At 49.1% G+C, this 26,295-nt stretch carries 22 protein-coding genes; 12 read left to right on the plus strand and 10 right to left on the minus strand.

Annotated elements, in window-relative coordinates; all coding sequences use genetic code 11:
* The first annotated feature begins 1,437 nt into the window (after window positions 1–1,437).
* Window positions 1,438–1,668, plus strand: coding sequence for a hypothetical protein (locus tag BLS44_RS14540; protein WP_090390851.1), 231 nt, complete (start codon window positions 1,438–1,440; stop codon window positions 1,666–1,668).
* A gap of 66 nt (window positions 1,669–1,734) precedes the next feature.
* On the opposite strand, the gene BLS44_RS14545 is transcribed toward BLS44_RS14540, so the two are convergent.
* Window positions 1,735–1,956: a hypothetical protein gene (locus tag BLS44_RS14545; RefSeq protein WP_090390853.1), complete on the minus strand. Its 222-nt coding sequence runs from the start codon at window positions 1,954–1,956 to the stop codon at window positions 1,735–1,737.
* A 371-nt stretch (window positions 1,957–2,327) separates the two neighbouring features.
* Between BLS44_RS14545 and BLS44_RS14550 the strand changes: the two genes are divergently transcribed.
* Window positions 2,328–3,188: an AraC family transcriptional regulator gene (locus BLS44_RS14550; RefSeq protein WP_143019784.1), complete on the plus strand. Its 861-nt coding sequence runs from the start codon at window positions 2,328–2,330 to the stop codon at window positions 3,186–3,188.
* 65 nt (window positions 3,189–3,253) lie between these two features.
* Window positions 3,254–4,705, plus strand: a complete 1,452-nt coding sequence (locus BLS44_RS14555) for an alpha-L-fucosidase (protein ID WP_090390857.1) — start codon at window positions 3,254–3,256, stop codon at window positions 4,703–4,705.
* A 458-nt stretch (window positions 4,706–5,163) separates the two neighbouring features.
* Here the strand turns inward: BLS44_RS14555 and BLS44_RS14560 are convergent, their stop codons facing one another.
* The 3 genes from BLS44_RS14560 to BLS44_RS14570 all read right to left on the minus strand — a co-directional run bounded on the left by BLS44_RS14560 (window position 5,164) and on the right by BLS44_RS14570 (window position 8,952).
* Complete coding sequence (locus BLS44_RS14560) at window positions 5,164–7,521, minus strand: PDZ domain-containing protein (protein WP_143019785.1); 2,358 nt, start codon at window positions 7,519–7,521, stop codon at window positions 5,164–5,166.
* Between the two features lie 326 nt (window positions 7,522–7,847).
* Window positions 7,848–8,429, minus strand: a complete 582-nt coding sequence (locus BLS44_RS14565) for a VTT domain-containing protein (protein WP_090390859.1) — start codon at window positions 8,427–8,429, stop codon at window positions 7,848–7,850.
* Window positions 8,413–8,952 (minus strand): class I SAM-dependent methyltransferase, encoded by a 540-nt coding sequence (locus BLS44_RS14570; RefSeq protein WP_176954430.1) that lies wholly within the window; start codon window positions 8,950–8,952, stop codon window positions 8,413–8,415. The genes BLS44_RS14565 and BLS44_RS14570 overlap by 17 nt, the downstream gene beginning before the upstream one ends.
* Before the next feature lie 248 nt (window positions 8,953–9,200).
* Here BLS44_RS14570 and BLS44_RS14575 point away from each other — a divergent pair, with 248 nt between their 5' ends.
* Together BLS44_RS14575 and BLS44_RS14580 are read left to right on the plus strand one after the other, a co-directional pair.
* Window positions 9,201–9,641 carry a hypothetical protein gene (locus BLS44_RS14575; RefSeq protein WP_143019786.1) on the plus strand — a complete coding sequence of 147 codons (441 nt, stop codon included), beginning with the start codon at window positions 9,201–9,203 and terminating at the stop codon, window positions 9,639–9,641.
* A gap of 53 nt (window positions 9,642–9,694) precedes the next feature.
* Window positions 9,695–10,060 (plus strand): LytR/AlgR family response regulator transcription factor, encoded by a 366-nt coding sequence (locus BLS44_RS14580; protein ID WP_090390862.1) that lies wholly within the window; start codon window positions 9,695–9,697, stop codon window positions 10,058–10,060.
* Window positions 10,061–10,069: 9 nt separating this feature from the next.
* Here BLS44_RS14580 and BLS44_RS14585 read toward each other — a convergent pair whose 3' ends face one another.
* A complete protein-coding gene (locus BLS44_RS14585; RefSeq protein WP_143019787.1) occupies window positions 10,070–10,306 on the minus strand; it encodes a hypothetical protein in 237 nt (78 codons plus the stop codon).
* A gap of 151 nt (window positions 10,307–10,457) precedes the next feature.
* Here BLS44_RS14585 and BLS44_RS14590 point away from each other — a divergent pair, with 151 nt between their 5' ends.
* The 4 genes from BLS44_RS14590 to rmuC all read left to right on the plus strand — a co-directional run bounded on the left by BLS44_RS14590 (window position 10,458) and on the right by rmuC (window position 13,859).
* Window positions 10,458–10,847, plus strand: coding sequence for a helix-turn-helix domain-containing protein (locus BLS44_RS14590; protein WP_090390866.1), 390 nt, complete (start codon window positions 10,458–10,460; stop codon window positions 10,845–10,847).
* An 82-nt stretch (window positions 10,848–10,929) separates the two neighbouring features.
* Window positions 10,930–11,685, plus strand: a complete 756-nt coding sequence (locus BLS44_RS14595; RefSeq protein ID WP_090390867.1) for an SDR family oxidoreductase — start codon at window positions 10,930–10,932, stop codon at window positions 11,683–11,685.
* 166 nt (window positions 11,686–11,851) lie between these two features.
* On the plus strand, window positions 11,852–12,202 hold the full coding sequence (locus BLS44_RS14600; RefSeq protein ID WP_090390869.1) for a hypothetical protein: 351 nt from the start codon (window positions 11,852–11,854) through the stop codon (window positions 12,200–12,202).
* Window positions 12,203–12,350: 148 nt separating this feature from the next.
* Window positions 12,351–13,859 carry a DNA recombination protein RmuC gene (gene rmuC, locus BLS44_RS14605; RefSeq protein WP_090390870.1) on the plus strand — a complete coding sequence of 503 codons (1,509 nt, stop codon included), beginning with the start codon at window positions 12,351–12,353 and terminating at the stop codon, window positions 13,857–13,859.
* 174 nt (window positions 13,860–14,033) lie between these two features.
* Here the strand turns inward: rmuC and BLS44_RS14610 are convergent, their stop codons facing one another.
* Window positions 14,034–14,879, minus strand: coding sequence for a universal stress protein (locus BLS44_RS14610; RefSeq protein WP_090390872.1), 846 nt, complete (start codon window positions 14,877–14,879; stop codon window positions 14,034–14,036).
* 531 nt (window positions 14,880–15,410) lie between these two features.
* Between BLS44_RS14610 and BLS44_RS14615 the strand changes: the two genes are divergently transcribed.
* Window positions 15,411–16,436 carry a dipeptide epimerase gene (locus tag BLS44_RS14615; RefSeq protein ID WP_090390873.1) on the plus strand — a complete coding sequence of 342 codons (1,026 nt, stop codon included), beginning with the start codon at window positions 15,411–15,413 and terminating at the stop codon, window positions 16,434–16,436.
* Window positions 16,437–16,620: 184 nt separating this feature from the next.
* On the plus strand, window positions 16,621–18,588 hold the full coding sequence (locus BLS44_RS14620) for a menaquinone biosynthesis decarboxylase (RefSeq protein WP_090390875.1): 1,968 nt from the start codon (window positions 16,621–16,623) through the stop codon (window positions 18,586–18,588).
* A gap of 117 nt (window positions 18,589–18,705) precedes the next feature.
* Here the strand turns inward: BLS44_RS14620 and BLS44_RS14625 are convergent, their stop codons facing one another.
* From BLS44_RS14625 to mgtE, 3 genes are all read right to left on the minus strand, one after another.
* Window positions 18,706–20,913, minus strand: coding sequence for a DUF4954 family protein (locus BLS44_RS14625; RefSeq protein ID WP_090390877.1), 2,208 nt, complete (start codon window positions 20,911–20,913; stop codon window positions 18,706–18,708).
* Window positions 20,914–21,221: 308 nt separating this feature from the next.
* Complete coding sequence (glmS, locus tag BLS44_RS14630) at window positions 21,222–23,060, minus strand: glutamine--fructose-6-phosphate transaminase (isomerizing) (RefSeq protein WP_090390879.1); 1,839 nt, start codon at window positions 23,058–23,060, stop codon at window positions 21,222–21,224.
* 81 nt (window positions 23,061–23,141) lie between these two features.
* Window positions 23,142–24,536, minus strand: coding sequence for a magnesium transporter (gene mgtE, locus BLS44_RS14635; protein WP_090390880.1), 1,395 nt, complete (start codon window positions 24,534–24,536; stop codon window positions 23,142–23,144).
* A gap of 211 nt (window positions 24,537–24,747) precedes the next feature.
* Between mgtE and BLS44_RS14640 the strand changes: the two genes are divergently transcribed.
* Window positions 24,748–25,125 (plus strand): SET domain-containing protein, encoded by a 378-nt coding sequence (locus tag BLS44_RS14640; RefSeq protein WP_090390882.1) that lies wholly within the window; start codon window positions 24,748–24,750, stop codon window positions 25,123–25,125.
* Between the two features lie 284 nt (window positions 25,126–25,409).
* Here BLS44_RS14640 and BLS44_RS14645 read toward each other — a convergent pair whose 3' ends face one another.
* The gene (locus tag BLS44_RS14645) at window positions 25,410–26,237 is read right to left on the minus strand and encodes an SAM hydrolase/SAM-dependent halogenase family protein (protein WP_090390884.1); all 828 of its coding nucleotides are present in this window, start codon (window positions 26,235–26,237) and stop codon (window positions 25,410–25,412) included.
* Window positions 26,238–26,295 lie beyond the last annotated feature (58 nt).

Below are 26,295 nucleotides of genomic sequence, written 5' to 3' on the forward strand. Positions count from 1 at the left end.
TGTAACCGAACCGGCGGTTGCACGACCGGCTATCCGGCCATAGGCCAATTGGGGGATGCCGGGCATGCAATTCCGGTCAGGACAAGGATTCAACGCCTGGTCTGTTTTGCCCGGTGTTCAATCTTATGATCACATTCCTACATGCTCGTATTCCCCGCAGGGGATTGATCTGATGAACCGCGCGTGCAACGCGTGGTTCCTGATCGTAATCCGGGTTGAACCCCGGTGGGGTTCAATGCAAACCGGTTGTAACCGAACCGGCGGTTACGCCACCGGCTATCCGGTCATAACCCACTTCGAATGCCGCACATGCAATTCCGGTCAGGACAAGGATTCAACGTCTGACCTGTTTTTGCCCGGTGTTCAAGTTTCATGTTCCCATTTTCATATGCTTAAAAAAACCATTCCTGCTGCCACAATTTGAAGGCCGGCTGCTGAAAGCAAACAGGGGGTGCTTTGTACCGGACATATGAATAGACCCCTGTGGAAACAGGGGTCGCAACCAAAACTAACTGCTTATGAGAAAATTGAAAATCTTATTTAAATATGAACCTTTAGTTTAAAAATATGCTTTATCTAAGAACGTTGTTGGGAAAAAAATATTGTAAGAGTTGGCTTCTTTTTTAAAAAAATTTAGAAGGTGGAGAAAACGAGGGATATATGTATAGGGCGCTGTTATTATATGAACGGCGGTTGTTGCAAGCCCCGGATCTGCCGGCGGATTTGCGGGCTATTGGCCGAAAAAAAGAGGGGATTCATCGAATTTCCAGGTGCAGGAAATATCCTTAAAATACTTTTGTATCGTATCAGTAAGGCGTTGATCCCGGCAGCGGTTTCGTCCGGTATTTTCCAATTACATTGCAAGAGAACGCCGCAGTATTTTGAATAAGTAACAGGTTTCGTAAATGATTCGTATGCGCAGGATGGAATGTTCCTGTGCTCAAGATAGGTTTATAATGCAACTCAACCCCCGGGTAATTCTTTACATTGGGGGTTTTGCTATTAAGACCGGCCCCGGATCTCCGGGTCTTTGATAAGCCGGCTGCAACAACCCGCCCTGCCGGATTTTTCGCTCCCTTCCTCTCTAAATACCCCGGCCGGGTGGATGGCACTTTTTCCTGACCGCCAGTTCTGCTTTTTAGCCGCAATAAGCGGGCCGGAAACGGGATTTTCCGGGTGCTTTTAATAAAAAGTGTGGAAAAAAGATCCCCGGCGTCATTTTATTTCTACATACTGATAAGGGCGGGCAGAGCGTCTTCAGCCTGCCCTTTTCCGGCGCAGTGGGCGTAAGCTGGCTCGCCAATAAGCAGGAACCACTGTGTATCAGCTGGTCTTAAATAAAACTTGCTCACCGTAGTGTATTGATTCCGTTATGTTTTTGGGTTTTGGCAAACCTTTTGTTTTAGAAAGGGTAAGTAAGCCTTTTAAAATAATTATATGAGACCACCCATAAAAAACAATAAAGCCCGGATCGTCAGCGCGGGGTTTCGTCATGATTTGCCGCTTAGTTTTACCGGTGATGCGATCAATCAATTGGCGCTTTCAGGGTATGGCCTCTTCGATATTAAGGACTGGGTATGGCATACGGAGATCGTTAATGGTGTGCAATATTGCATTGTTACAGAGCGGTTGTCCATTGCCCCTTCCCCGGGAGGGGAGCCACAATAAGGATCGCTCGGAAGCCAGACTTTTTATCTCCATACAGGGAAGTAGAGACCCGGTTTTGCGCTCATATTACAGGCCGGGTACTTCAGCCGGCCTGTCTTTTATCATCCTGTTCAAAACTTCTGCTGCACCCATACCAAACGCTCCTTTCCCCATTGTCCTGCTGCCCCGGTTGGCGACGCCGGCAGCCGGGTGGGAACCTCCGGGATTCAGGGTAATGTATTTGATGAATAATGATAAAATAGTGTAGTTATAAGGTAAGAAATGATACCCGGCTAAACTGTTGTTCATTTACTTTTGGGGATGCAAGATCTTTTGGAACCGGAATGGATAACGAATTGCAGGAGATCTGGGAAGCTGTTTAGATTTGATCCATATTAAAAGTAGTAGTAATGGTTATTTTCAGCCCTGTCCGGATGATCGGGCAGGCGGGGAGAGTGTGGGGTAAACGCAGAAAAGAGTCCATTAGCGGGTACCCCGTCCGGCCTCCGGCCAGTTACCCGTGCGGGTGCAAAAAAGATCCGCGGAGGCCAGCAGGGGAGCTCTTTTGGAGCAGGAAAAATCTATTTTCAAACAGCTTCTGAAAAAGCCAGCTGCAGGAGGTCTTGTTCTGTCCCTGTTGCCAGCTTTATTATAAAAAAAATGAGTATTTTGATAACAGCGTGAAACCACAGTTTGTTGATATTATATTTTCAAAGGCCGGGAAGATCCAGGTTAAAAAAACGGCCAAGACCCGGTTCGACGGCCCCTTTCATTTCCATCATTTATGTGAGCTGGTATGGGTGGAGGAGGGTGTGGGGACCCGTATCATAGGGGATTCTGTTTCTAATTTTAAAAAGAACGACCTGGTGCTGATGGCGCCTAACCTGCCGCATATCTGGAGGAGCGATGCCAATATCGATTTTGTGAAATCCACAACGATCTATTTTGATCCGGATTTTCTTTCCCATCTTACAGATGATGAAGCAACGCTGGATGGCTTTAAGCAGATGATCCAGCGATCGCGGCGGGGTATGTGGATCTATGGTGAAACCCGCAAAAAAGTGGTCAAGCTGCTGTCGAAAATTACGGAGACCGAAGGGATCGCAAAAATTATTGATTTCCTGAAAGTAGTAGATCTGCTGACGATTTCTACGGAATTTGATGCGCTGGCCACCATCCTGTATAATAACCGGTATGATGAAAAGGACGCCGGGCGTATTTACACAGTGTACCAGTACCTTTTAAAAAATTTTAAGAAGGATATCACGTTAAAAGAAGTGGCGGATCTTTGCCATATGACCACCAATTCCTTTTGCCGCTTTTTCAAAAGCCGTACCAATAAGCCCTTTACCCGGTTCCTGAATGAGCTTCGGATCGGGTATGCCTGTGAGCTGCTGCATGATGAGCAGCATTCGATCTCTGCCATTTGCTATGAATGCGGCTATAATACAACGGCAAATTTTCATAAGTTTTTTAAGCAGATACAGCAAACGACCCCGGCAGGCTATCGGAAAAAGCTGCGGCGGGATGCTTCCCTGTAGTGATACTCCGGATACGGGCTGCTTAAATTTGTTAAAACGATTTCAATCATAAAAACTCAAAAGACGTGAAAAAAAGAAACCTGCTCCTCCTGATGATCCTGCTAAGCTATACGATTGCAGCGCAGCGATATGAACCCAACTGGTCCTCACTCAACAAGCGGGGGATCCCGGCCTGGTTCCAGCAGGATAAATTCGGTATTTTCATTCACTGGGGCCTTTATGCCGTACCTTCTTATGCCCCCGTAATACCCAACAGCGGCGAAAGCTATGCCGAATGGTACTGGTACCGGCTGAATGAAAAAAACAAGAATTTCATGCCCTTTCATGATAAGAACTATGGCGCGGGGTTTCAATATCCCCGGTTTGAGCCAATGTTTAAGGCTGAGCTGTTTGACCCGGCACAGTGGGCTGATGTCTTTAAAGCGTCAGGGGCCCGCTATGTAGTGCTTACTTCAAAACACCATGAGGGATATTGTCTCTGGAACAGCCCGGAAGCCGATCGCAGCTGGGGCCGTCCCTGGAATGCAGTAACGGGTACGCCTAAGCGGGACCTGCTGGGAGATCTTACCGGAGCTGTAAAAGCCGCGGGGCTGAAAATGGGGTACTATTACTCCCTGTATGAGTGGTTTAACCCGGTTTGGCAAAAGGATCGTAAACAGTATGTGACAGAACATATGTTACCCCAGCTAAAAGATCTGGTGAATAAATACAAGCCGTCGCTCATTTTTGCAGATGGTGAGTGGGATATGCCGGATACTGCCTGGCACAGCCCCGAGTTGCTGGCCTGGCTGTTTAATGATTCGCCCGTTGCAAAGGATGTGGTGGTTAATGACCGGTGGGGCAGCAATACGCGCGAGCATAATACAGGGGCTACTTACACCACATCTGAATATGGCGGCGGCATGGATGCCAGCCGGGTATGGGAAGAGAGCCAGGGCATCGGGCATTCCTACGGGTATAACCGCAAAGAGCAGCTGACCGATTATAAAACCGAACGGGAGCTGATCCTGATGCTGGTTGACATTGTATCAAGGGGCGGGAACCTGCTGCTGGATATCGGGCCAACCGCCGATGGCCGGATCCCGGTGATCATGCAGCAGCGGCTTACAGCGATCGGGAACTGGTTAAAGCTGAACGGGGATGCGATCTATGGCACCCGGGCATATGCACACCCTTACCAGTGGAGCAGCGGCACTGTTCCCGGTAAAAGCGGTAAAAGCTATATGGCGGGTTACAGTGTGGCCAACCTGGTTGTTCCAAAGAAGGACACCGCACATATCGAACTCTTTTTTACAAAAAAAGGACGCGACCTGTTTTGTATCCTGCCGGATTACCAGACCAGGGTGCAGATAAAGGATCTGAATGTACCCGCCAATACAACGGCGGTACTTCTTGCCAACGGAAAGGAAGTGAAAGTAAAGAATACCGGCAGGGATTGCTGGGTCGATCTTTCCGCATTGAAGCCCGGATCATTGCCGGGCGAGCTGCTGGTTCTGAAGCTGAAGAATGTATTGTGATATGATATCAGTCGTCAGCCTTCCGTATTTATGCATCGGGAGCATTTATTGCGCACTTAAGTTGAGGTATCGGTGATGAATGCTCCATGATGTTTTGCACATCACCGGCAACCATCAGGGCTGCAGGCAACAGACCCCCGGATATGAAACGGGGGTTTGTTGTTGAATCCCGTTCCCATGGCAATGGCATGCGCGTCAAAGTTAACATCAACCGGGAGCGCTACAAAAAGAGTTAAAGAACCGGTTTACCGTTTTAATCTTAAACCGGTATAACAGACGCTTGAACTGAAACAAATTCAGGGGTTGTATTAAACAAAAAGCCCGGCGCTGGCTTTAGAAAAAGCTGGAGACGGGCTTCATAACGAATTGCTTGTTTTATGCTGTAAAGTAAAAAAGAAGTACGGGTTTATCCTTCAAATATCTTATCCGGTTTATAAACAAAATAACCCCTTTTGCGGTTACCTGGTTTTCAGTTCCAGCTGTAGCGGCTGCTGGTTGCGGATAACGGTAACCGGGATACGCCCTTTCCAGTTGCTGCTGCTGTATAGCTCCAGCAGGTCCTTCAGGTCCTTAACCGGCTTGCCATCCGCGCTGCGCAGCACATCTTTTTCCTGCAGACCCGATTGGGCAAGCAAACTGCTTCCGGGAGCCGTAACGATAATAACACCGGTTTCATCCGGAAGACCATAGGCAGACCGGTCTCCAAGACCTTCAACAGATTTTACCTTCCCGCCCAGGAAACCTGCGATCGCTGATTTCCTGCTGATGCTCCCGGGATCTGTGATGACCGGGATGGGTGGTTGCTGTGCTATGCTGCGGAGGGATCTCTTTTGTACGCCAAAGATCATCGGAAAGTTCCGAAACCCGGTCCGGAACACAGCCGTACCTGCAGCAATGGTGTAGTTCCCCGCCGAGGGATTTACGAATGCAGGTTTACCGGCAATGCTATGGTGGTCCGTGCCGTTCTCCTGCGCCAGCTCCAGGGCGCCGGCATCCGGAAAGAAATTGGAATCCACAGCAGTGCCCCAGGACCGGATCTCTATGGGGGCATATTTTTTCATAACAATATTGTGCTTGAATACATCCCCGCTGTTCTTAAACCAGACATGCGGGTGAAATGAATTATTGATCATAATATTGTTTTCCACGATCCGGTAAAAGCCCTCCCTGAGCTTGATACCCCCGTTGAGGCAAACATTGTTGTAAATATGATAGTTGGAGGAACCGTCATCCAGGTCGATATCCCAGCCATGATCACAGCGGAACCGGTTATTGCGGATGATGGTTTGCTGCCGGGCATCCAGTAAGATCAGTTCGGGATGAAGGGCTACAAGACTGTCCATATAATGCCGGTTGGCAGACCAGTAGCGGTCTCTTCCCCAGGAGTTAAAAGCACCGTGATCCCCGGTTTCGAGCACTGTATTGAAGACGTCATTGTGCTCCAGCAGGTGCCCTCCAAAGGCGCCGTCGCCGATATTGAGTCCGGCCCTTGGCGTATTGTAAATACTGTTATAGCTTACGGTAATGGCTGCTGCCATTTCGATCTGTACTCCTGTTGCCTGCTTTTCGATCCTTCCCAGGTCATGCAGAAGGTTATTGGTTACCATGCAATGCCGGGGATAGTTATTGGAACGGGGCCCGGGCGTTTTATCCAGCTGGTCGTACGGAGTATAATCCTGGTAGCGGAAGGAGGGGGAGCGCAGTGCCCGGGGATCTCCGATAAAACTAATGGCATTGGCCCCGATAAATGAGATATGGCAGCCGCTGATGGTATCGTTTTTATTGTAATTGCTGACCATAACCGCATTGCCGCCGATCTCCCTGAAACGGCAATCTTTTACCGCACAGCGCTCCGTTCCGTCCATCAGCACGGCTCCTCCCCGGTAAATGGTCCAGTCGCTGCGGACCAGCGGCTCGCGGGTTTCCATAAAGCTGCGGTCATTATGGAAAAAGTTAAGCCCGGTAAGGCTTACCTGGCGCAGGGGCTTTTCCGCAGTTCCTTTTAATACGATGCTGTTTTTGAGAACGGATACCACGATTGCTGCACTGGCCAGGTTCACGTCTTTTGCAGGATAGTAATAGAGCTCATTTTTGGCGCGGTCCAGGAACCATTCTCCCGGGGCGTCCAGCTCTTCAAAGATGTTTTCTACAAAGCGGTGTTGATTATGCATCGGCGCCGGCCGGTTGTTTTGCCATCCGCCTTCCAGCAAAAGGCTGCTGTCTGTCTTTTTCCCCTTGATAAGATAGTGGAACCCTCCCCATTCATGTGCATGCAGTGCATGTACGTAACCGCCGGCGGGGTTTTGCCATTGCCGTACTTTTTCCGGGCTGATGGCATTGGCTGCTGTACCGTGAAAAACACGGGCGGTAGTGTCATAGTTGGGATAACGGGCCAGCACCTGCAGCCGGTTATCTACATAAAGCTGCTCAAAGACCATATCCTGCGGTACTGCTGCTTTATAGACACCATTACGGTAAGGTTCCCAGCGGAGCTGCAGCTGTCTGCCGGCGCTGATGTTCACCACTTCATTTTTATAATTGACAACCGCAAGCGAGGCCGGCCGGAACTGGTCTGCCCGGAGCACTACCGTGGTGTCCAGGTAATAGGTACCCCCTCTTAGGAATAGGGTTACGTCCCCCTTGCCGGAAGCTGCAGCCGACAGTGCTTTCTGAAGCGTTCGGAAAGGCGATTGCAGGGTCCCTGTATTCCGGTCGTTGCCGGAAGGGGCTGCAAAGATCCTTGTTTGGGAATACAGGGGATCGATAAAACCTGATGCGACCAGGAGAAAAAAGAAGAGGAACGATTTTTTATTCATATGCCTTGCGGGTAATTGTAGCTGGTTTTAAAAAGGGTAAAGATATCTAAATTGAGGGTAAATAATCAGTGATCTGCGGCCGGTCATCAGTTGTGATAGCTACGGGAGTTCCAGTGGCGATCTTCTGTGCGTTAAGGTAAGCAGTAAAGCCCTGAAGAGGGTATGCCCGGGTAGCCGTCGGCTTATTTTCGATCGGTTTGCATTGAACCCCGGCCGGGGGACCCCGGATCGGTATTTTTATAATGGCCAGACGGATCTTTAAGGGGAGGGGACTATTAGCAATGTTTTGCCGTATAAGCTGCTTTTTAAAAACCGGGCATGGGCTGTCAGGAAAAGATCAGCCTGCTGTTGATAATATAGAGTGCGCAGATCAGGGCCTCTCCAAGCAACAGGGGCAGTATCAGGCGCAGGAACCGCATCCGGAGCAGTCCCGCAGCATAACAGACAAGGTCGGTTGGGGTAAAGGGCATAAATGCCCAGCCCAGGATAAACCAGAATCCCTTTTTGCTGTTCAATCCCCGTTGTATGCGTTCCAGCCGGGGAGCCTGTTTGGCCAGTGAACCGGTGATCCGCATACAGCCGGCTGTATAATAAATAAAGGCGGCTACCATAAAAATGCTCAGCATAAATACCCCGAATAAAAGAAGGGGCGTATTCCTGAACACCAGCATGCCTGCAAGCAAAAAAGGGGTTGAAGGCAGCAGGAATATTCCGCGGGCCACGCATATGCCGAAATAAACCAGCCACACCTGCTGCCGGTACTGAAGCAGGAAAGCCGCAATCGCTTCCTGTGTAAAATGCTGCCGGTGATACAGGTAAAAGATCACTGCTGCAGCAATGAGGAGCACCCAGGTAAAGCGTAATAGTTTCCTGGCCCTTTGCGGTGCGGGGTTACTGTCGCTGTGCATAATAAATAAAAGCGGGTGGTATATTAATGGGCTCAAAGCCGAGCTGAACCAACGGGAACTTCCGCCGGAGCAGGGCCCTGTCGTTAAGCGAATACTGGAACTGGATATAGAACCCGCCGGGTTTTAATACGGATTTGACGGCTTCAAGGATATGCTCCTTTGTGGACCTGTTCAGGTTGGCCAGCGGAAGGCCCGAAATGACATAGTCGGCCGTTTCGGGGGCAATGTACCGCGGCAGCTGGCAAACATCGTCGTTAACAGCAGCAAACTGCGGCCGTTTCAGCAGGTGCAGTTTGTAGAAAAGCTGCGGATTGATCTCAAACGAGGTGAGCCGAGAAACTGCATTTATCTGGTCAAGCAGATGCCGCGTGATACTGCCCGTACCGGCGCCCAGTTCCACGATATGCACAGAACGGCTGAAGTCAACGATCCGCGTCATCCGGCCGGCCAGCCTCGAAGAACTTTCTACAAGGGATCCTGTTTGCGCCAGGTTTTCATATGCTGCTCTGAAAAATGTAAACATGATTGTTGTTTTTTCTGTAAAATAGACCGGGTAAACGCAGGGCGGAAAATAAAATCGACCGGTGCTCATTGACTACCTGCAAGTGGTGGATTATGGCGGATCAATGGAAAATACATCTGTTAAAACTGCTTGTCGGCATCCACACCCCGTTCATTGCCGGCAGGAGCCGGTTGGTCGATAAAATTTGACCGCTGAACTTTAATCGCGAATTTTACGGGATGAAGCCCCAGGTCTTAAAGGAACGCATTTTGAATGCAACAACGCGGCGTGTAGTGCGGCATACGCTCTTCTGGATAGCGTTTTATCTGCTGCAGTTCTACTATGGCCTGGTATCGATTCCCGCGCTTATCATTGCCCCGGCAATGTTTTTAAACCCGTTGCGGCTAATTGTTGGAGCGGCATTTGTCTTTTACCCCCTGATGTACTGGATCGTACCGCGTTTTTTTGCACGCAAAAAATACCGGCGGGGTATTTTCTGGTCACTGGTCTTATTTGGATTATTTGTTGTTATGGATGCGTTGTGGGAAATCCGTATCCTGAATAGCTGTGCTTCCTGCTGGGAGGAGCTGCGTGTAAAGCAACCGGAATACTACACCTACCTGCACCGCGGGCTGCTTGGTACTGTGCTTACCCGGCTCATCAGCTTTGGCTTCCTGTACCAGCTGATGGTGCAGCTTGCCACCTGTTAAAGCCTGTCACCTTTGAGCGCTTTACACAGGCGGTTGTAAAGGCGCAGGAGGTATTGGCAAGCCCCGTGGTTACCATACAGGAACAGGCAATGGCTGCTGCACCCCTTGTATCGGATCACCTCTTCATAAAAATGGACAACCGGCATATAAGGCTCAACTTTGATGAATTGCTTTATTTTGAAGCACAGCGCGACTTTACAAAGATCTTTCTGGAGGACAGGACACTGCTGGTGGGGCTTCATCTGAAGTTGCTGGAAAATATGTTGCCGGATGCACTGTTTGCCAGGGTACACCGTTCCTATATCATCAATAAACGCAAGATCTCCGGTATTGAAGGCAACCGTATCCTTATTCAAAAGAGCGAGGTCCCCATTGGCACCCATTACAAAGAAGCTTTTTTTCGCCGGATGGGCCTCTGAAGCCTGCTCTTATTCCTGTTTCAATGAATCCAGTATATGACGCACCAATACATCCCGCTGTTCTTTGTTCATTCCGGCATTGGGAAAGCTCCTGTCATAGTTTACAACGTTGCGCCAGCCCTTTTGAATTTGAACCTGGATGCGGAGCGCACCGTTGCGGTCAGTTACGGAGACGCGTGTGCTGTTATGGCTGCCACACGAAACAGCTCCGGCAAGCAGCGATATTAAAATTATCTTTATACGCATGAAGCTCTGTTTTATGGCAGCAATATTAAAGCAACGGATGTGCCCCGGTTGTAAAAATGGGATCAACGGATATAAAAAAGGGGCCAACCCGGAAACTTTATACTGAAACGGAGCGTGCAACATTTTAGAACCAGGAAAGACCCCTGATCATATGAGACAAAAAAAACAAAATGCTGCCCGGCGCAGCGATGAAATTACTGAACAGTACCTGCAGCTGCTAGATCAGCACCTCGAAGATGTGGTGAACGGAGATGCCGCTGAAATGATGCCGCTTTCGGAGATCGCTGCGCGGCTTTTTGTTTCGCACCAGCACCTTACGGATACGGTTCAGAAAGCCACGGGGAACCATCCCTGTTATTTCTATGATCTGAAGATCATCGAGCGTGCGCAGCAAATGCTGAAAGAAACAGATTGGCCGGTGGCTGCGATCGCGCTGAAACTGACCTATGACCCGTCTAATTTTTCAAAGTTCTTTCGGAAATTTACAGGAAGGACGCCCGGCGCTTACCGGCTTGCCTCGGCAAATGGCACTGGCGGGTAAAAAACCGAAAAGTTCACCATAAACGTAGCGGCCGGGTTACAGACCTTTGGTTGTTGAATAATTTTTAATAAAAAACAACCATATGGCACAAAAAGATCTGAAAGGAAAAGTAGTATTGATCGCGGGCGGTGGTAAAAACCTGGGTGGCTTGCTCAGCCGGGATTTTGCTGCGCAGGGAGCAAAACTGGCGATCCATTACAACAGTGAGCATTCAAAGGCAGACAGCGAAAAAACGCTGGCCGAAGTGCAGGCCACCGGCGCCGAAGCGTTCTTATTCCAGGGAGACCTGACCAAAGTGGAAAACATCACCCGGTTTTTTGATGAAGCAATTACCCGGTTCGGCGGTATTGATATTGCCATTAACACCGTAGGAATGGTATTGAAAAAGCCCTTTGTGGATACCACCGAAGCCGAGTATGATGCAATGTTCAGCATTAACTCTAAAGTGGCTTATTTCTTTATCCGGGAGGCCGGTAAGAAATTAAGGGACCATGGAAAGATCTGCACCATTGTTACTTCCCTGCTGGCAGCATATACCGGCTTGTATTCTACCTATGCCGGGGCCAAGGCACCGGTAGAGCATTTTACAAGAATGGCCTCTAAAGAATTTGGCGGAAGAGGGATTTCCGTTACAGCCGTTGCTCCGGGACCGATGGACACCCCGTTTTTCTATGGCCAGGAATCCCCGGAGGCCGTAGCCTATCATCAATCGGCTTCTGCCCTGGGCGGATTAACGGATATCAGGGATATTGCTCCGCTTGTTGAATTCCTGGTGACCGATGGCTGGTGGATCACCGGGCAAACCATCTTTGCCAACGGGGGATATACCACGCGCTAACAGGACTTCTCCTGTAATAAAAAAGGAGCAGGCAAAATAACGGGTGCCTGCTCTTTCTTTGTATGCCCCGGCAGCCTGGGTGCCAAAGCCGGGTACGCGGGATTCTAAAACCGATATCGTAATTTAGACGGGGGCATTTCTTTGGCAATACCTTAAATAATATACCATGATGCTGAAAATTATTAACACAGTCCTGATACTGACAGCCGTATTGATGGGCATTAAACAGGGGCTTGCCATGTTGAATGCCAAAACGGAAATGCTGGAACTTTTTGCCAAAGGCGGCCTGGGGACCGCCGGGGTAAAGATCAATGGGGCTATTACAATACTGGCTGCCCTGCTGATCCTTTTTCCAAAAACGTTTCTATGGGGAAATTTCATCATGGCAGCAGGTATACTGCTGGTTGCCTGTATTCAGCTGACCGATGGCAACATCCGGGGGGCATTGATCGAGTTACCTTTTCTTGTATTGAACCTGGTGATCATCTATCTGCAGCACCCGCTCCGGGCGCGGTAGATCTGCCCCCGGTGCATCAGCGCCGTGGATCCTGCCCGAAAACCGGCGCTGCGGTGAATTTGCCTTTTGATGCCGGAATCTCAGAAAAAAGATGAACTTTTGTAGCGGAATGGTAAAGATGGGATTTATTAATTGAACGGATCTGACTATGGAAAGTTTATACCTGCTCCTTGGAATCATCATTGGTGTTGCAATCGGCTACCTGGTTGCGCGAAAACTGCTGGCAACGGCTTCTGTACCCAGTTCCGCAGCGGAGGCATTACAGAAAAAGATCAGTTTGCTGGAGCAGTCAAACGCCTCCCGCTTATCACGGGCGGAAGTACAGCAGCAATATATCGCCCGCGAAGCTGGTGAACTGCTGCAGGAGCATATCCATACACTACAGGAGGAATTAAAAGATGAAAAATGGGCGGCGCAGCAACAGCAGAAAGAGCTTTTGAGACTGACCCGGGAATCGGAGCAGAAGTTTTCCAGAGCAGAGGTAGAGGAGCGCGACCAGCGGCTTCTGCAGCTGAGTAATGAACTGGTAGCGATGAAGGAAAAGGAAGATGCGCTGAAGGAGAAGCTGGAACTGTTTGCGGCGGAGCTGGAGAAGCTGCACCAGTTCTCGCATGAACGGTTTAAAACACTGGCTGCGGATGTACTGGAAGAGAAAAAGAAAACCTTCCTGGATGAAAATAAAAAGGAGCTGAATACGATCCTGGAACCGCTGAAGACCAACCTGGACCAGTTCCGGGAGAAAGTAGAAGCTACCCGGAAAGAAGACATACAGGAGTTTACCTCTCTGAAAAAGGAAATAGAGCGCTTACAGCAGTTGAATGTGCAACTGGGAGATGATGCGCGGAACCTGGCTACTGCATTAAAAGCAGAGGTGAAGATGCAGGGTAATTGGGGCGAAGACCGGCTGAATATGATCCTGGAGGCTGAGGGGCTGCAGAAATATATTGATTTTACCCGGGAGGAAGTATACCGGGATGCGGCGGAAGACAATATCCGGCGCCCCGATTTTGTGCTGAAGCTACCCAATGGCAAGCATATTATTATTGACAGCAAGGTTTCATTAACGGCTTATGTCAACTACTTTAATGCTGCTGATCTGAAGACCAAACAGGAACAGCTCCGGCTGCATATCCGCAGCGTTACGGATCACATCGAAAAGCTGGCAGATAAGAATTATCAATCGCTGGCCGGGCTCAACACTCCGGACTATGTTTTCCTCTTCATGCCGGTAGAACCGGCGCTTACATTGGCATTGAACCAGGCACCCGACCTGTTTAACCAGGCGCTGAAGAAAAAGATCGTCCTTATTACCCCAACAACACTGGTGGCTACCTTAAAAGTGGTGAAGCTGCTCTGGCAGAAAGAGAACCAGGTAAAGAACGTGGAGGAGATCTTCCGCCAGTGCGGGGAGTTATATAATAAGTTTGTACTCTTCCTGGAAGAGATGGAGCGGGTGGAGGGCGCGTTAAGCCAGGCATCCAGGGCGCACCGCGATGCTATGAATCATCTGAAGGAGGGCACTAAAAAAGGCAATACCATCATTGGCCGGTTTGAGCGCATCCGGAACCTGGAAGCAAAGGTCAGCAAACAGATCCCCGGTAAGTACCTGGCCGAGCTGGACCTGCTGCCGGATGATGATATCCCTTCAGGAATGTAAAGTAGGAAATAGTCAATGGTTAATGGTCAATAGTCGATAGGACATGAGGCCAGCAAACGGATCTGACATCAAACTTCAAACAAAAGAGTGATCAGTGAGAAGTGAAACACGCTCTAACGTGAAACCAAAGAAGGCCGATCAGGTAACAACGGCTCAAACGTCAAATTAAAAGCGTCACTCCATATGCAACACCAACACCGGTACCTCGCTGCGCCAGGCAAGGTTCTTGGTGATGCTTTTATGGAACAGGCCGGCAAGAAAGCTGCGCATTTTATGGATGGAGATGACCAGGGATGCATTGTCTTCTTTGGCAAGTGCCCGCACCGCTGTTGGCAGGTCCTCCACGTTGCTGGCCAGGTGCAGCCGAAAATGATAATCCTGCAGTTCCAGTTGCAGCTCATTCGCCAGCCTGGATTCTCTTTCGTTCAGCTCGTTTTTCATACAGCGGTGCACTGCTGTTACCCGTGCATTGAACCGCTCCAGGAATTTATGCAGCTTTACCCGGATCGATTTGCTGAGCGATTCCTTAAAATCGGATGCGAGCACAATATTGTCCGGGATAGCAATAGGCGCATGCCTGGGTACAAGCAGTACCGGGTAGCGGATCTTGTCTACTCCCCGTTGCACATTATCGCCTACAAGAAAGGTCTCCAGCTCATCCTTCGGCTTAAAACCCATAATGACCAGGTCAATATCTTCGTCATCGCAGACCTGGTTCACAGCCGGTGCCAGGGCATCATTGACGACCAAAGTGGTCAGTTTCGTGGTGGTGGCCAGCAGGCTGCGGATCCGGTCTTTAAGTAAATGCAGCTCCTCTTTCCGCCCTTCTTCCAACGCGTCGGCCTCCTGCATGCTTAACGCCAGGGATCCCGCTTCTCCCGAATCATAGATGGGCACGCTTTCATAAGTGTTCAATATAAAAAACTGTTCTGCATTCAGCCGGTTAGCCAGGTTGCAGGCATAATCCACCGCATGGCCGGCTGCGTCAGAAAAATCGGTAATAACCAGAAGCTTTTTCATAATCCGCCGTTTTGTCTCCTTAAATTTACAAAAAAGCTATCGCTTTATAGTGGCTTTCCGCAACTTTTTTCGGGGTTCGGGATATCGGAGGACCGGCGGCAGACCCACCTGCAATCGGCCATATTAATGCGCCCTTTATCTTTTATATAGGCTGCTTCAATAGGCCATATCATTGCTGCCAGGTACTGTTGCTGATGTAGCTCCTGGTATTTACAGGGGAGATCGGTGAAGAGCCGTGCCCCGGAAGCAGGAACAGGATCAGGCGCTGTAAGCGCCCCTTGTTTGTAGCTAGGTATTCAAGAGAACCCCCGGCTCCTGCAGGAGCCGCGTAACATTATCCGGGGCAAATAGACGCGAGGTCCCCGGGGAGCCTGGTTGCTGCAACCGGCCCGTTTGCTATAAACGCAAAGCTCCTGCGGAGCGGATCAATGCTGCAATCAGCTGCGTTTGCGCTGCAGGGGGAGGCAGCGATTCAGCTCCTTTGTCTTACATTTGCCAAAACCCGGCCGGGGGAACACCGGCAAGTGAAGCGTGAAGTGTAATTATTACCCATTCAATTTAAAATTCAGGCATCCTTTTACGATATCTAAAGGAACAAAAACACACCAGCCCACATTGATCGTGGAGCTGGAACATTTTGGTATAAAGGGATATGGTGAAGCCCCTGCGATCACCTATTACCATATATCTGTGGAGGATATGATTAAGGACCTGGAAGCAAAGAAACTGATGATCGAGCGCTTTGCTTTTACGGAGCCGGAGCGCTACTGGCACTTCCTGCATCATTTGCTGCCCGCGAACCCATTCCTGGTCTGTGCGCTGGATATGGCCGCCTGGGATCTGTGGGGCAAGTTGTCTGGTAAGCCGTTGTATGCTCTTTGGAAGGGCAACCCTGCGGACAGCCCATTGACTGATTTTACGATTGGCATTGATACTCCCGGTAAAATGGCAGCCAAGCTGAAAGAACGCCCCTGGCCGGTATACAAGGTAAAAGTAGGTACACCCGATGACCTGGCTGTTGTAAAAGCTTTGCGGAGTGTTACCGATGTGCCTTTCCGGGTGGATGCGAATGCGGGTTGGGACCTGGAGACCGCCTTGAAGCTGATTCCCGAGCTGGAGGCCCTGGGGGTGGAGTATGTGGAGCAGCCGCTGGCTAAGGATAACTGGGAAGATATGCGTGTTTTGTATGAACGTTCCTCCCTGCCGCTGTATGCAGATGAAGCCTGCGTTTTTGAACAGGATGTTGAAAAATGCGTGGGGCATTTTCATGGGATCAATATCAAGCTCACAAAGTGCAGCGGCATTACGCCGGCATTGCGTATGATAAAAGATGCAAGGAAAAAAGGACTCAGGATCATGGTGGGTTGTATGAATGAAAGCACGGTAGGGTCCGCTGCGGTAGCGCACCTGGCCCCGTTCATTGATCACGTAGATGTAGACGGCCCATTGCTGCTGGAAGAAGATGTGGCAACCGGGCTGGGATATGATTATGGCAAACTTATTTATAACAATAAACCGGGATTGGGGATCGAATATACGGGATTGTTTAAGGGGTGATGTTTCAAGCTTCAGGTTCCGGGTTACCGGGGTGTAAAGTATTCCCGGAAGGAGTGTCCCGCATCTTAACAGTGCCTCCCCGGAGTCCATTGAATCTTTGGCCCCTGGTACCTGAAAGTTAAAGGCTGATCTGATAGCTCAGTTCTCAATTCTCAATTCTCAAATCTGATATCTCAAATAACCAATGGCATATAAAAATCAACAGGAATTTATTGAAGCAATAGAAAAGGCGGGTGAACTGGTGCGGGTAAAGGCATATGTAGACCCAAAGCTGGAAATGGCGGAAATTACCGACCGTATGAGCAAGGAACCGGGGGGAGGAAAAGCCATTTTGTTTGAAAATACGGGGTATGATTTTCCGGTGCTGATGAATGCATACGGAAGTGAAAAGCGGATGTGCCTGGCATTGGGTGTAAATGAACTGGATGATGTGGCACGGGATATTGAAAACCTGTTCAAATTATTATCGGCGCCTAAAGAAGGGATCATAGAAAAGCTGAAGCTGTTGCCGAAGCTTGGCGAATTTGCTTCCTGGATGCCGAAGGTGAAAAAGGGGCGGGGTGCCTGTCAGGAAGTAGTATATACGGAAAAGCCCCTTCCTTCAGGAGGAGAATGGGGTGGACCTCCGGATATTACCAAACTACCCGTGATCACCTGCTGGCCGCAGGATGGCGGGCCGTTTATTACATTGCCCATTATCAATACAAAAGATCCCAATAATCATATCCGGAATGTAGGTATGTACCGCATGCAGGTATTTGGTCCGCAGCTTACCGCCATGCACTGGCATAAGCATAAGGTATCGGCCAAACATTTTAATGAATATAAGAAGCTGGATAAAAAAATGCCGGTAGCGGTAGCGCTGGGTGGTGATCCTGTTTATGCCTATTCCGCCACGGCTCCTTTGCCGGAAAATGTGGATGAATATATGCTGGCGGGTTTCCTGAGAAAGAAAAAAGTGGAGCTGGTAAAATGCATTACCCAACCGGAAATAGAAGTGCCTGCAGACGCGGATTTTGTGATCGAAGGTTATGTGGACCCCAACGATGAGATGCTTTGGGAGGGCCCTTTTGGAGATCATACCGGCTATTACTCGCTGCCGGACTGGTATCCGAAATTTCATATCACAGCCATCACGCATAAGAAGAACCCGGTGTACCCCGCAACAATTGTGGGCATTCCGCCACAGGAAGATGCCTGGCTGGGTAAAGCCACGGAACGCATTTTCCTGGCGCCTATTAAAATGACCCTTGTGCCGGAAATTGAAGACATGGAAATGCCTGTGGAGGGCGTTTTTCATAACCTGGTTATTACAAAGATCCGCAAAGACTATGCGGGCCAGGGACAAAAGGTGATGAATGCCATGTGGGGCGCAGGACAGATGATGTTTAACAAGATCCTGGTGCTGGTTTCGCAAACAGCGGACGGCAGCGCGCTAAAGCTGGGCGACTATAAAGCCTGTGCCCGGGAAATCTTTAAGAACCTGAACCCTGCAACCGATGTGTCTTTCAGCCAGGGCCCCATGGATGTGCTGGATCATAGCTGCAGCAAAATGGGCTTTGGCGGGAAAATGTGTATTGATGGCACACTAAAGTTTGAAGAAGAAACGGCGGATGATTACCTGCCACTGATGGGAGAAACCGGAGTGGATTTTGCCGGGCTGCTCACCGGCCGTTTCCGGGAGATCACCGGTGTAAATGATGCATTGCCGAAGGAACAGATCCCCTGCCTGGTCGTTTCTGTAAAAAAAGATCGTAAAGGCCATATAAAGGAGCTGCACCGGGAGGTAGCAGCCCTGCCGGGCATGGAGCTGATCAAAATGATCCTGTATGTAGAGCATACGGTCAATGCATCGGACCTGGCGCTGGCGCTCTGGCGTTTCTGTAATAACCTGGATCCTGTGCGGGATCACCTGCTGGCGCCTACGGCAAAGGATGGGTATCAATGTATGGGGCTGGACGGAACCATCAAAACAAAAGCGTTTGATAATTTTCAGCGGGACTGGCCCAATATCATTGTAGCCGATGATGCAACTATTAAGGTAGTAGATGAAAAATGGGGTTCCCTGGGGATTGGTCCGTTCATTTCTTCTCCTTCTCTCAAATATAAAAACCAGATGTACGGGCAGGCGGCGGTGGCGGCAACGGAATAGATTGACGCACGGCTCACTTTTCCAGGCTATTGGCAGTTTCCAGGTTTAACTTCCAGGTTTAACGTTTCATGTCAGACCTGTTTTTGATAATCAATGTTCCGGCTTGATCCTCCGCTTTCACTCTTTTAACGCCCCGATGAGTTCCTGAATATTGCTTTCAAAAGCTTCGGCTTCTTTTAGCTGTTCATTGATGAAGGGGTTATCCTTTAATTTTCCTACAACCGCTTCCATTTCCCCGGTAGAATCATAGACCATTTTCCGGAAAGGATTTTCATAGTCTTTGGCTTTGGAGGCATAAACGGATTGTGCCATCCATTGCTTCGTGTCAATGGCATTGAGGAGCAGCTCCCTGAGCAATGGAAGGCTCGCCATATCCGGCCGGAAATTCCCGGTTTCCATCAGTGCCGCCAGGCCGTGCTGCAGTTTCTGATCCGGGTACAGCAGGGCCTGCTGCTCATAAAATGCGTGTACCTGCTGCCACCCCCGTTCCAGCCTCCCGTTTTCTATATCCCGGATCAATGTATTGATATTTTCCTCCGGGATGAGCTGCCCGCCTGCATTTAACCAGTTGGACCTGCTCCCGGCCCCGGCAAAAAGCAGGGCGAGGGAGCGGATGCTTTTATCGCTGTTCTTTTGCAGGTACCCGATCAGTAGCCGGGTACCATAGTAGGCAATCATTTTTTTGTAAAGGAGATACCCTTCCTGCACTTTGATAAGGTGCACAGGGCGCCCTGAATTTTCGAAGCCCCTTGCCTGTATCTCCAGCTGCTTTAAAACAGGAGCATTACTTTCCAGCAGTTCTTTCCCTTTTTGCTCATGCTCCCTGCTGCCGCCAATGAGCGCGTGTTTCTGATAAAAAGCCTGCCCGGTAAACCGGCACAGCAACTGCAGGGCCACGAACATTTCGTTGACAGTATCCGGCGCCAGGAAATCATACTCCAGCAACTGCGCTTTTTCCCTGCGTTTATCCCGGTCGGCAAATTTGCGTTCATTACGCAGGATCGCGTACATATTGTATTGAAACCAGTAGCCCGGCATTACCAGGAGGCGGTCGTTATGCACATCATTGCTTACCAGGCAAAAGGGCATGGGGATGTTGAGCTCAGCAGGGTAATCGCCCTTGGCGATCATTGTAAAGGAGGCAAATTTTGAATTGTGTTTGAGGCTTACACAGAGCCCGGGCCAAAAACCGCGCCCGGCCTGGAGCTCTCCGTCTGCTGCTCTTGAATTATGATTGGAACCGATCGTGGCCCCGGCAGCAATATTGCTTTGTCCCATTACCAAAGAGGCGCACAAAAAAGAATTGTTATGGTGTTGTTCATGCGCGGGAAACAGCAAGGTGTTCAGCACCTCACAGCAGGAGATGGTGGCATTTTCGCCCAGGTAGGAATTAATAAGCCGGGCGCCGTATTTTAATTGCGAAAAGGGCGCCAGGATAAAACGTACCGCTTTTACACCATAGAAGGCACGGCTGCCTGCGCCCATGATCCCATTCACCATTTCACAGCCTTCACCGATCTGTGATTTGGCATTCTCATTGGAGTTAATGGTAAGGTTCTTTAGTTTATTGGCGCCTTTAATATATGCATCACTGCCTATTTTTACATCTTTAATAATATGGGTATTTTTGATGACCGTTCTTTTGCCAACGGTTCCGTAGGTTCCCCTGTAGGTGCCAAACTGCCGGTCGGTAAATGCTTTAAAAGCATCCTGCAGTGGCTCACTGGCCCGGTATTTAGACCAGAGCCAGGCGTCACCGGGAAGCATCCCGTCAAAGGGGATCACTTTACGACCGGCGTTTTCGTTGCAGATCTCCAGCCATATCCGCAGGTCTTCCGGCTCCCCGTCCTTAACAATGCCGTTGCCGAATTTGCTGTGAGAGGTACAGGACATTTCATTAACATTGATCAGGATGGCTTCGTCTTCGATAATATAATGGCTTAATAAACGGACATTATTAATAGCTACATTGTTCCCGATATCGCAGCTTACGATCAGGCTGCGGTAAAGACCTACAGGCGTACGCAGCTGGCTGAACTCTAAAAAATAGGGCTCCAGCCGGCCGATGCGTACCAGCCCAAAGAACGTGCATTCTTCAATAAGCAGGATATCGATCCCCTCTCTGACCAGGACCTGTGACCAGTTGTCGGACCGGTTGCCGTTGGATTTGAGAATGGCGGTCTCCTGCCTGGTGAGTTGCCGGTAATCCGTTGCCGGGTTTTGCTGAAAGCGGATGTAAAATTCATCTTTTCCTTCCGGCAAAAATTCAGAAGGAATAAAGTTATAACCCAGGTTTTCTACCGGGTGTTTTTTGATCTGGTTCATGAGCGTATTTAGATATTAGATATTTGACGTTAGACTTAGATGACAGGCTGTTTGAGGCTTCATAATAAGCCGGCATCAAAATTATTTCTTTTCTCGGTCAGTGAGGACACTGACCGTTGCGTGGGCCGTGGTTTGTGTCCTCACAAACCACTAGTAATTACGCATTTTAATAAAATTGATTCCGGTTCATTATCAGGTTCAACGTTTCATGTTTCTGGTTGGATTGCGGTTTGATACGCCGGGTATGGTCCCTGACCCCGGGGAGGAACGAACCTGAAACTTTAAACATCAAACCTGGAACTAAATTGTCATTCAACCGTAACACTCTTGGCCAGGTTCCGGGGCTGATCTACATTACATCCTTTTGCAACACCGATATAATAGGAGAGCAGCTGCAGCGGAACCACGGCCAGCATGGGCGCTACGATCTCATCGGCCTCAGGGATACTGATGTAATCATCACAAAGCGCCCTGCTGGTTTCATCGCCTTCTGTGATAATGCCGATCACTTTTCCTTTACGGGCCTTGATCTCCTGCATATTGCTGATGATCTTTTCATGGAAGGAATCTTTACTGGCGATGAAGACCACCGGCAATTCTTCGTCAACAAGGGCAATGGGACCATGTTTCATTTCGGCTGCGGGGTACCCTTCCGCATGGATATAGGAGATCTCCTTTAACTTCAGGGCTCCTTCCAGTGCAACGGGGAAGTTATAGCCCCGGCCGAGGTAAAGAAAATCCCTTGCCGTTTTGTATTTTTCTGCGATCGTTTTTATTTTTTCGTGATGGTTCAGGATCCAGGCCACTTTTTCAGGAATGGCATCCAATTCCAGTAATAGCTTTTTATACCGGTTTCCATCAATACTGCCTTTGATATACGCAATCTTAAGGGCCATCATGGTTAGCACTACCAGCTGCGCGGTAAACGCTTTGGTGGAAGCTACGCCAATCTCGGGGCCGGCATGTGTATAAGCTCCGCCGTGGCTGATCCTTGCTATGGAAGAGCCCACCACGTTTACCACGCCCAGGATGATAGCTCCCTTTTCCTTTGCTTTTTCAATGGCTACAAGCGTATCGGCTGTTTCGCCGCTCTGGCTTACGGCCAGGATCACATCCCCTTTGTTGATAACGGGGTTCCGGTAACGGAATTCTGAGGCATATTCTACCTCTACATTAATGCGGCAGAGTTCCTCGAAAATGTATTCGGCAACCAAACCAGCATGCCAGCTGGTGCCACAGGCAATGATAATGATCCGGTTGGCATTGATGATCTGTTCTGCGTACTGCTGGATGCCGGCCATGGTAATGGTTCCGCTTGCAGAATGAAGCCGCCCGCGCATGCAATCGAAAATGGTCTGGGGCTGTTCAAAAATTTCCTTTAACATAAAATGATCAAAGCCCCCTTTTTCAATAGCGGCCAGCTCCAGGTCAAGTTTTTGAACATAAGGGGTAATGCTTTCATTACCCAGGTTTTTGAGGATGAGCTGATCGGGTTTTACAATGGCCAGTTCATAATCATTGATATAAACCACCTCCTTGGTATATTCCAGCATGGGAGAGGCATCGGAGCCCAGGAAGTGCTCATTCTTCCCGACCCCGATCACCAGCGGGCTTCCTTTGCGTGCCGCAATAATAGTGTCCGGGTTCCCGGCTTCAATAAGCAGGATCACATAAGCGCCGGTGACCCGCCTGAGCGCAACACGCACAGCCTCTTCAAGCGAGCAATCGTTCTGCTGCCGGATCTCGTCAATAAAATTAAGCAGGACCTCCGTATCGGTGTCGCTGGAGAACGTATAGCCTTTTTTAGTAAGCTCGTTTTTCAGCTGGGCATAGTTTTCTATGATGCCATTGTGGATCATGGCAATAGCGCCGCTTTTGGAGAGATGCGGATGCGCATTCCTGTCGCTGGGTTCCCCGTGCGTAGCCCAGCGCGTATGCCCGATGCCGGTTGAACCCTCAATATTTTTGGTTCCGATGGCCTCTTCAAGGTCTGCCACTTTCCCCTTTTTCTTGTAGATCTTGAGCTGATCTTTATCTAACAGTGCTACCCCCGCACTGTCATAGCCTCTGTATTCCAGTCTTTTTAAGCCTTTAACAATAACAGGATAAGCTTCCCTGGTACCGGTATAACCAACAATTCCGCACATGATATTTAGTGTTTTTGTTAAAGAGGGCGAAAATAAACAAAATTTTGTGCAATCGATTGCGCACCTTTATTAAAATATTGTTTAAAGAAGGGTGCCCTTTAACACCATATAGGCTACGGAGAAGTAAATGATAATGCCGGTGACGTCTACCAGCGTGGCCACAAAGGGTGCAGAGGAGGTGGCAGGGTCCAGTTTCAGTCGTTTTAAGACAATAGGGAGCATGGAGCCGATCAGGCTTCCCCAAAGTACAATACCGATAAGGGTAAAAAAAATAGTGATTCCCACGAGCAGCCAGTGCGGACCGTAATCATAAAGATGCAATTGCTGCCACATCATGATCCGCAGCAGCCCGATGGTGCCAAGCGTAAGGCCCAGCATGGCCCCGGAAAACAGTTCGCGGCGCATGACCCTCCACCAGTCTGCAATGGTTACCTCACCCAGGGTCATGGCCTGGATGATAAGGGTGGAGGCCTGGGAGCCGCTGTTGCCGCCGCTGCTCATGATCAGCGGAACAAAAAGGGCCAGCAGGGTTGCCTTTTCGATCTCCACTTCGAAGAACTGCATAGCGGTAGCAGTGAGCATTTCGCTGAGAAAGAGGATGATGAGCCAACCCACGCGTTTCTTATACAGTTTAAAAAGGGCAATATCCAGGTAAGGTTCTTCAAATGCCTGGGTACCCCCCATTTTCTGCATGTCCTCGCTGTACTCTTCCGTGGCCACCCACAGCACATCATCGATGGTTACGATCCCCAACAGTTTATTGCTCTGGCTGACAACCGGCAACGCGATCCGGTTGTTCATTTTAAAGACCTCACTGGCCGTTTCCTGGTCATCGTACGCGTTCAGGGATATGACCCGGCGTTCGTCCATCAGGTCAGATACCAGGGTATCGGGGGTGTTTAAAATAAATTCGCCGATGCGGATATCGTCCAGCAGTTCGCCTTTATGATTGATAACATAGATCACGTTGATGGCATCGCTGTTCTTGCCATACTTGCGGATAATGTCAAAAACTTCAGCAACGGTATTGTAGGAATACACATAAACATAGTCGGGGTTCATCAGGCGCCCGATGCTGTTTTCCGGGTATCCCAGCAGCGAAAGGGTGATCTTCCGTTCCTGCGGGTCCAGTAATTTGATCAGCTCCCGGACCCCGTTGGAGGGCAGTTCCTCCAGGAAATCAGTACGGTCATCTGCAGGCAGATCGTTTAACAGCTCCGCTGCCTTGTTGGGAGGAAGCTTGTGGATAATGTCTTTTTGATTGCTTGTCTCCAGCAGTTTAAAAACGCTGGCAGCCCGGTGTACCGACATGTTTGCAATGATCTGACTGTCGTACTCCGGCATTTCGTAGACGAGATCCACCACATCCGTAATATTCTGGGCATCTAAAAATTTTTTGATCTCCAGCTTGTCTTCCGTGGCAATGACCTCTTTGAAAGATTCTACCAATGTTTTATCTTCTTCTTCAAAAGACATGCGTCAAACGTACATAAAATTTTTCATTCCTTATTCAACCGGCTGAACGAAAAGTTTTGAGGGGCTCGGTTTCTTTTAACACCCGTTACAGGCGGTTTTTGGAGAGAAATGCGGGAACTTTGTTTATTTTGCAAACGGAGCTGCTGAAGGGGGCTCCCGGTATTATTTTTTGGTTAAATATTCCTTTTTTACTAATAAAGATAACAACGTGATGGCACCTGGTTTATTCATTGCAGGAACAGAAAAAATGGGGAAGGGCGTGTTTACAAGCGTTGCGATTACGGCGGGCTCCGTTATCGAGATCGCCCCGGTGATCGTAATGTCCGGAAAGGAGCGGGAGCTGCTGGACCAGACACTTTTACATGATTACATCTTTGAATGGGGCACCGGCGGGCAATGTGCTATGGCATTGGGCTGGGTTCCGGTTTATAATCATTCCTATATGGCCAACTGCGAATATGAAATGGATTATACAACCAACTCCATAGCCATTCAAACCGTGCGGGACATCCGGGCGGGGGAAGAGCTGTTTATCAATTACGGGGGCAGCTGGGATGAGCAGAAGCCGGTTTGGTTTGAGGCGAAATAACTTTTGTTTGAGGTAGTTTCAGGTAGATTTGTGTTTCAGCCCTCAAAGATCACAGGCCGTTTCTGGTTTAACGTGGTGGAACATTGTTGAATGTGGTTTAATATTGTTGAATGTGGTTTAATATTGTTTAATGTGGTTGAACGGACGCTGACAACTGACCGCTCCTATGTTTGTTTCAGGTTTGAGGTTTAAAGTTTCACGGTAGATCCGTGTGCGTGCCTCAATGTTCTATTGATGATCAAAACTGAAAACTGAATCTGATAGCTGGAACGGTAAGCCGTTTCTTACTCAAAATAGATCCGCACGGTTTGATAAAGCAGCTGGTTCTGCATAATATTGGAAGACTGGCTGGCCTTGTCGGAAAAACCCTTTAGCCCGAACAGGCCTGCGGCATTTCCCTTGTTGATAGCAATTTCAAGATAGCCGGCACTGTTAAAGAGGGCCAGTTTATCGCCTTCCCGTACATCTGCATAAGATTCACTGATCCGGTCAATCACCTCGTCTCTTTTAAATACGATCTTAAAACCACGACCATTGCGTTGCTGCTCAAACTGCTCCCGGGTAATGTTTACAATAACATTCTCAAAATTATCAATAAAAATGATCTGCCCTTCAATATAGCTGCTGTCGACCAGCGGCTGCAACGGGTTTTTTTCCCTGAAACTGAAATCCGGGATCCCTATTTTTTGAATCGATTCGCCGTTCACCAGGCGCTCTACCGTTTTGGCCATGACCTCTGTAACATAGAGGGTGTTTTTTATTGCATTTTTGTTCAACGGTACACCAATGATAATATCCGGTTTTTCCTCAAGGATCATACTCAGCAGGCCGTTGTCCGCGCAGATAATGTACTGGTTCTTGTGGAAAGCGACCAGCAGGTTCTCCGGCCGGGTACCAAAAAGGTTTACCAGGATCAGGTGAAAGGTAAATTCCGGGAAGTTCTTAAAAGCTCCGCGGCAAACATAGGAAGCCTGGGGGAAATTGAAGGGTGTGATGTTATGTGATATATCTACCAGTTGCAGATCGGCATTTACTTGTAACAATTGGGCTTTTACAGCTCCCACTAAATAATCCTGGTATCCGATATCAGATGTTAATGTTACAAAGTTCATTTCCTGCTCAGTAGATTCACTTGTTTTTTGTTACGGGTATATCCTGCAAAGTAAACGA

Origin of the sequence: Niabella drilacis (assembly GCF_900101395.1) — a bacterium.
Classification (GTDB): domain Bacteria; phylum Bacteroidota; class Bacteroidia; order Chitinophagales; family Chitinophagaceae; genus Niabella; species Niabella drilacis.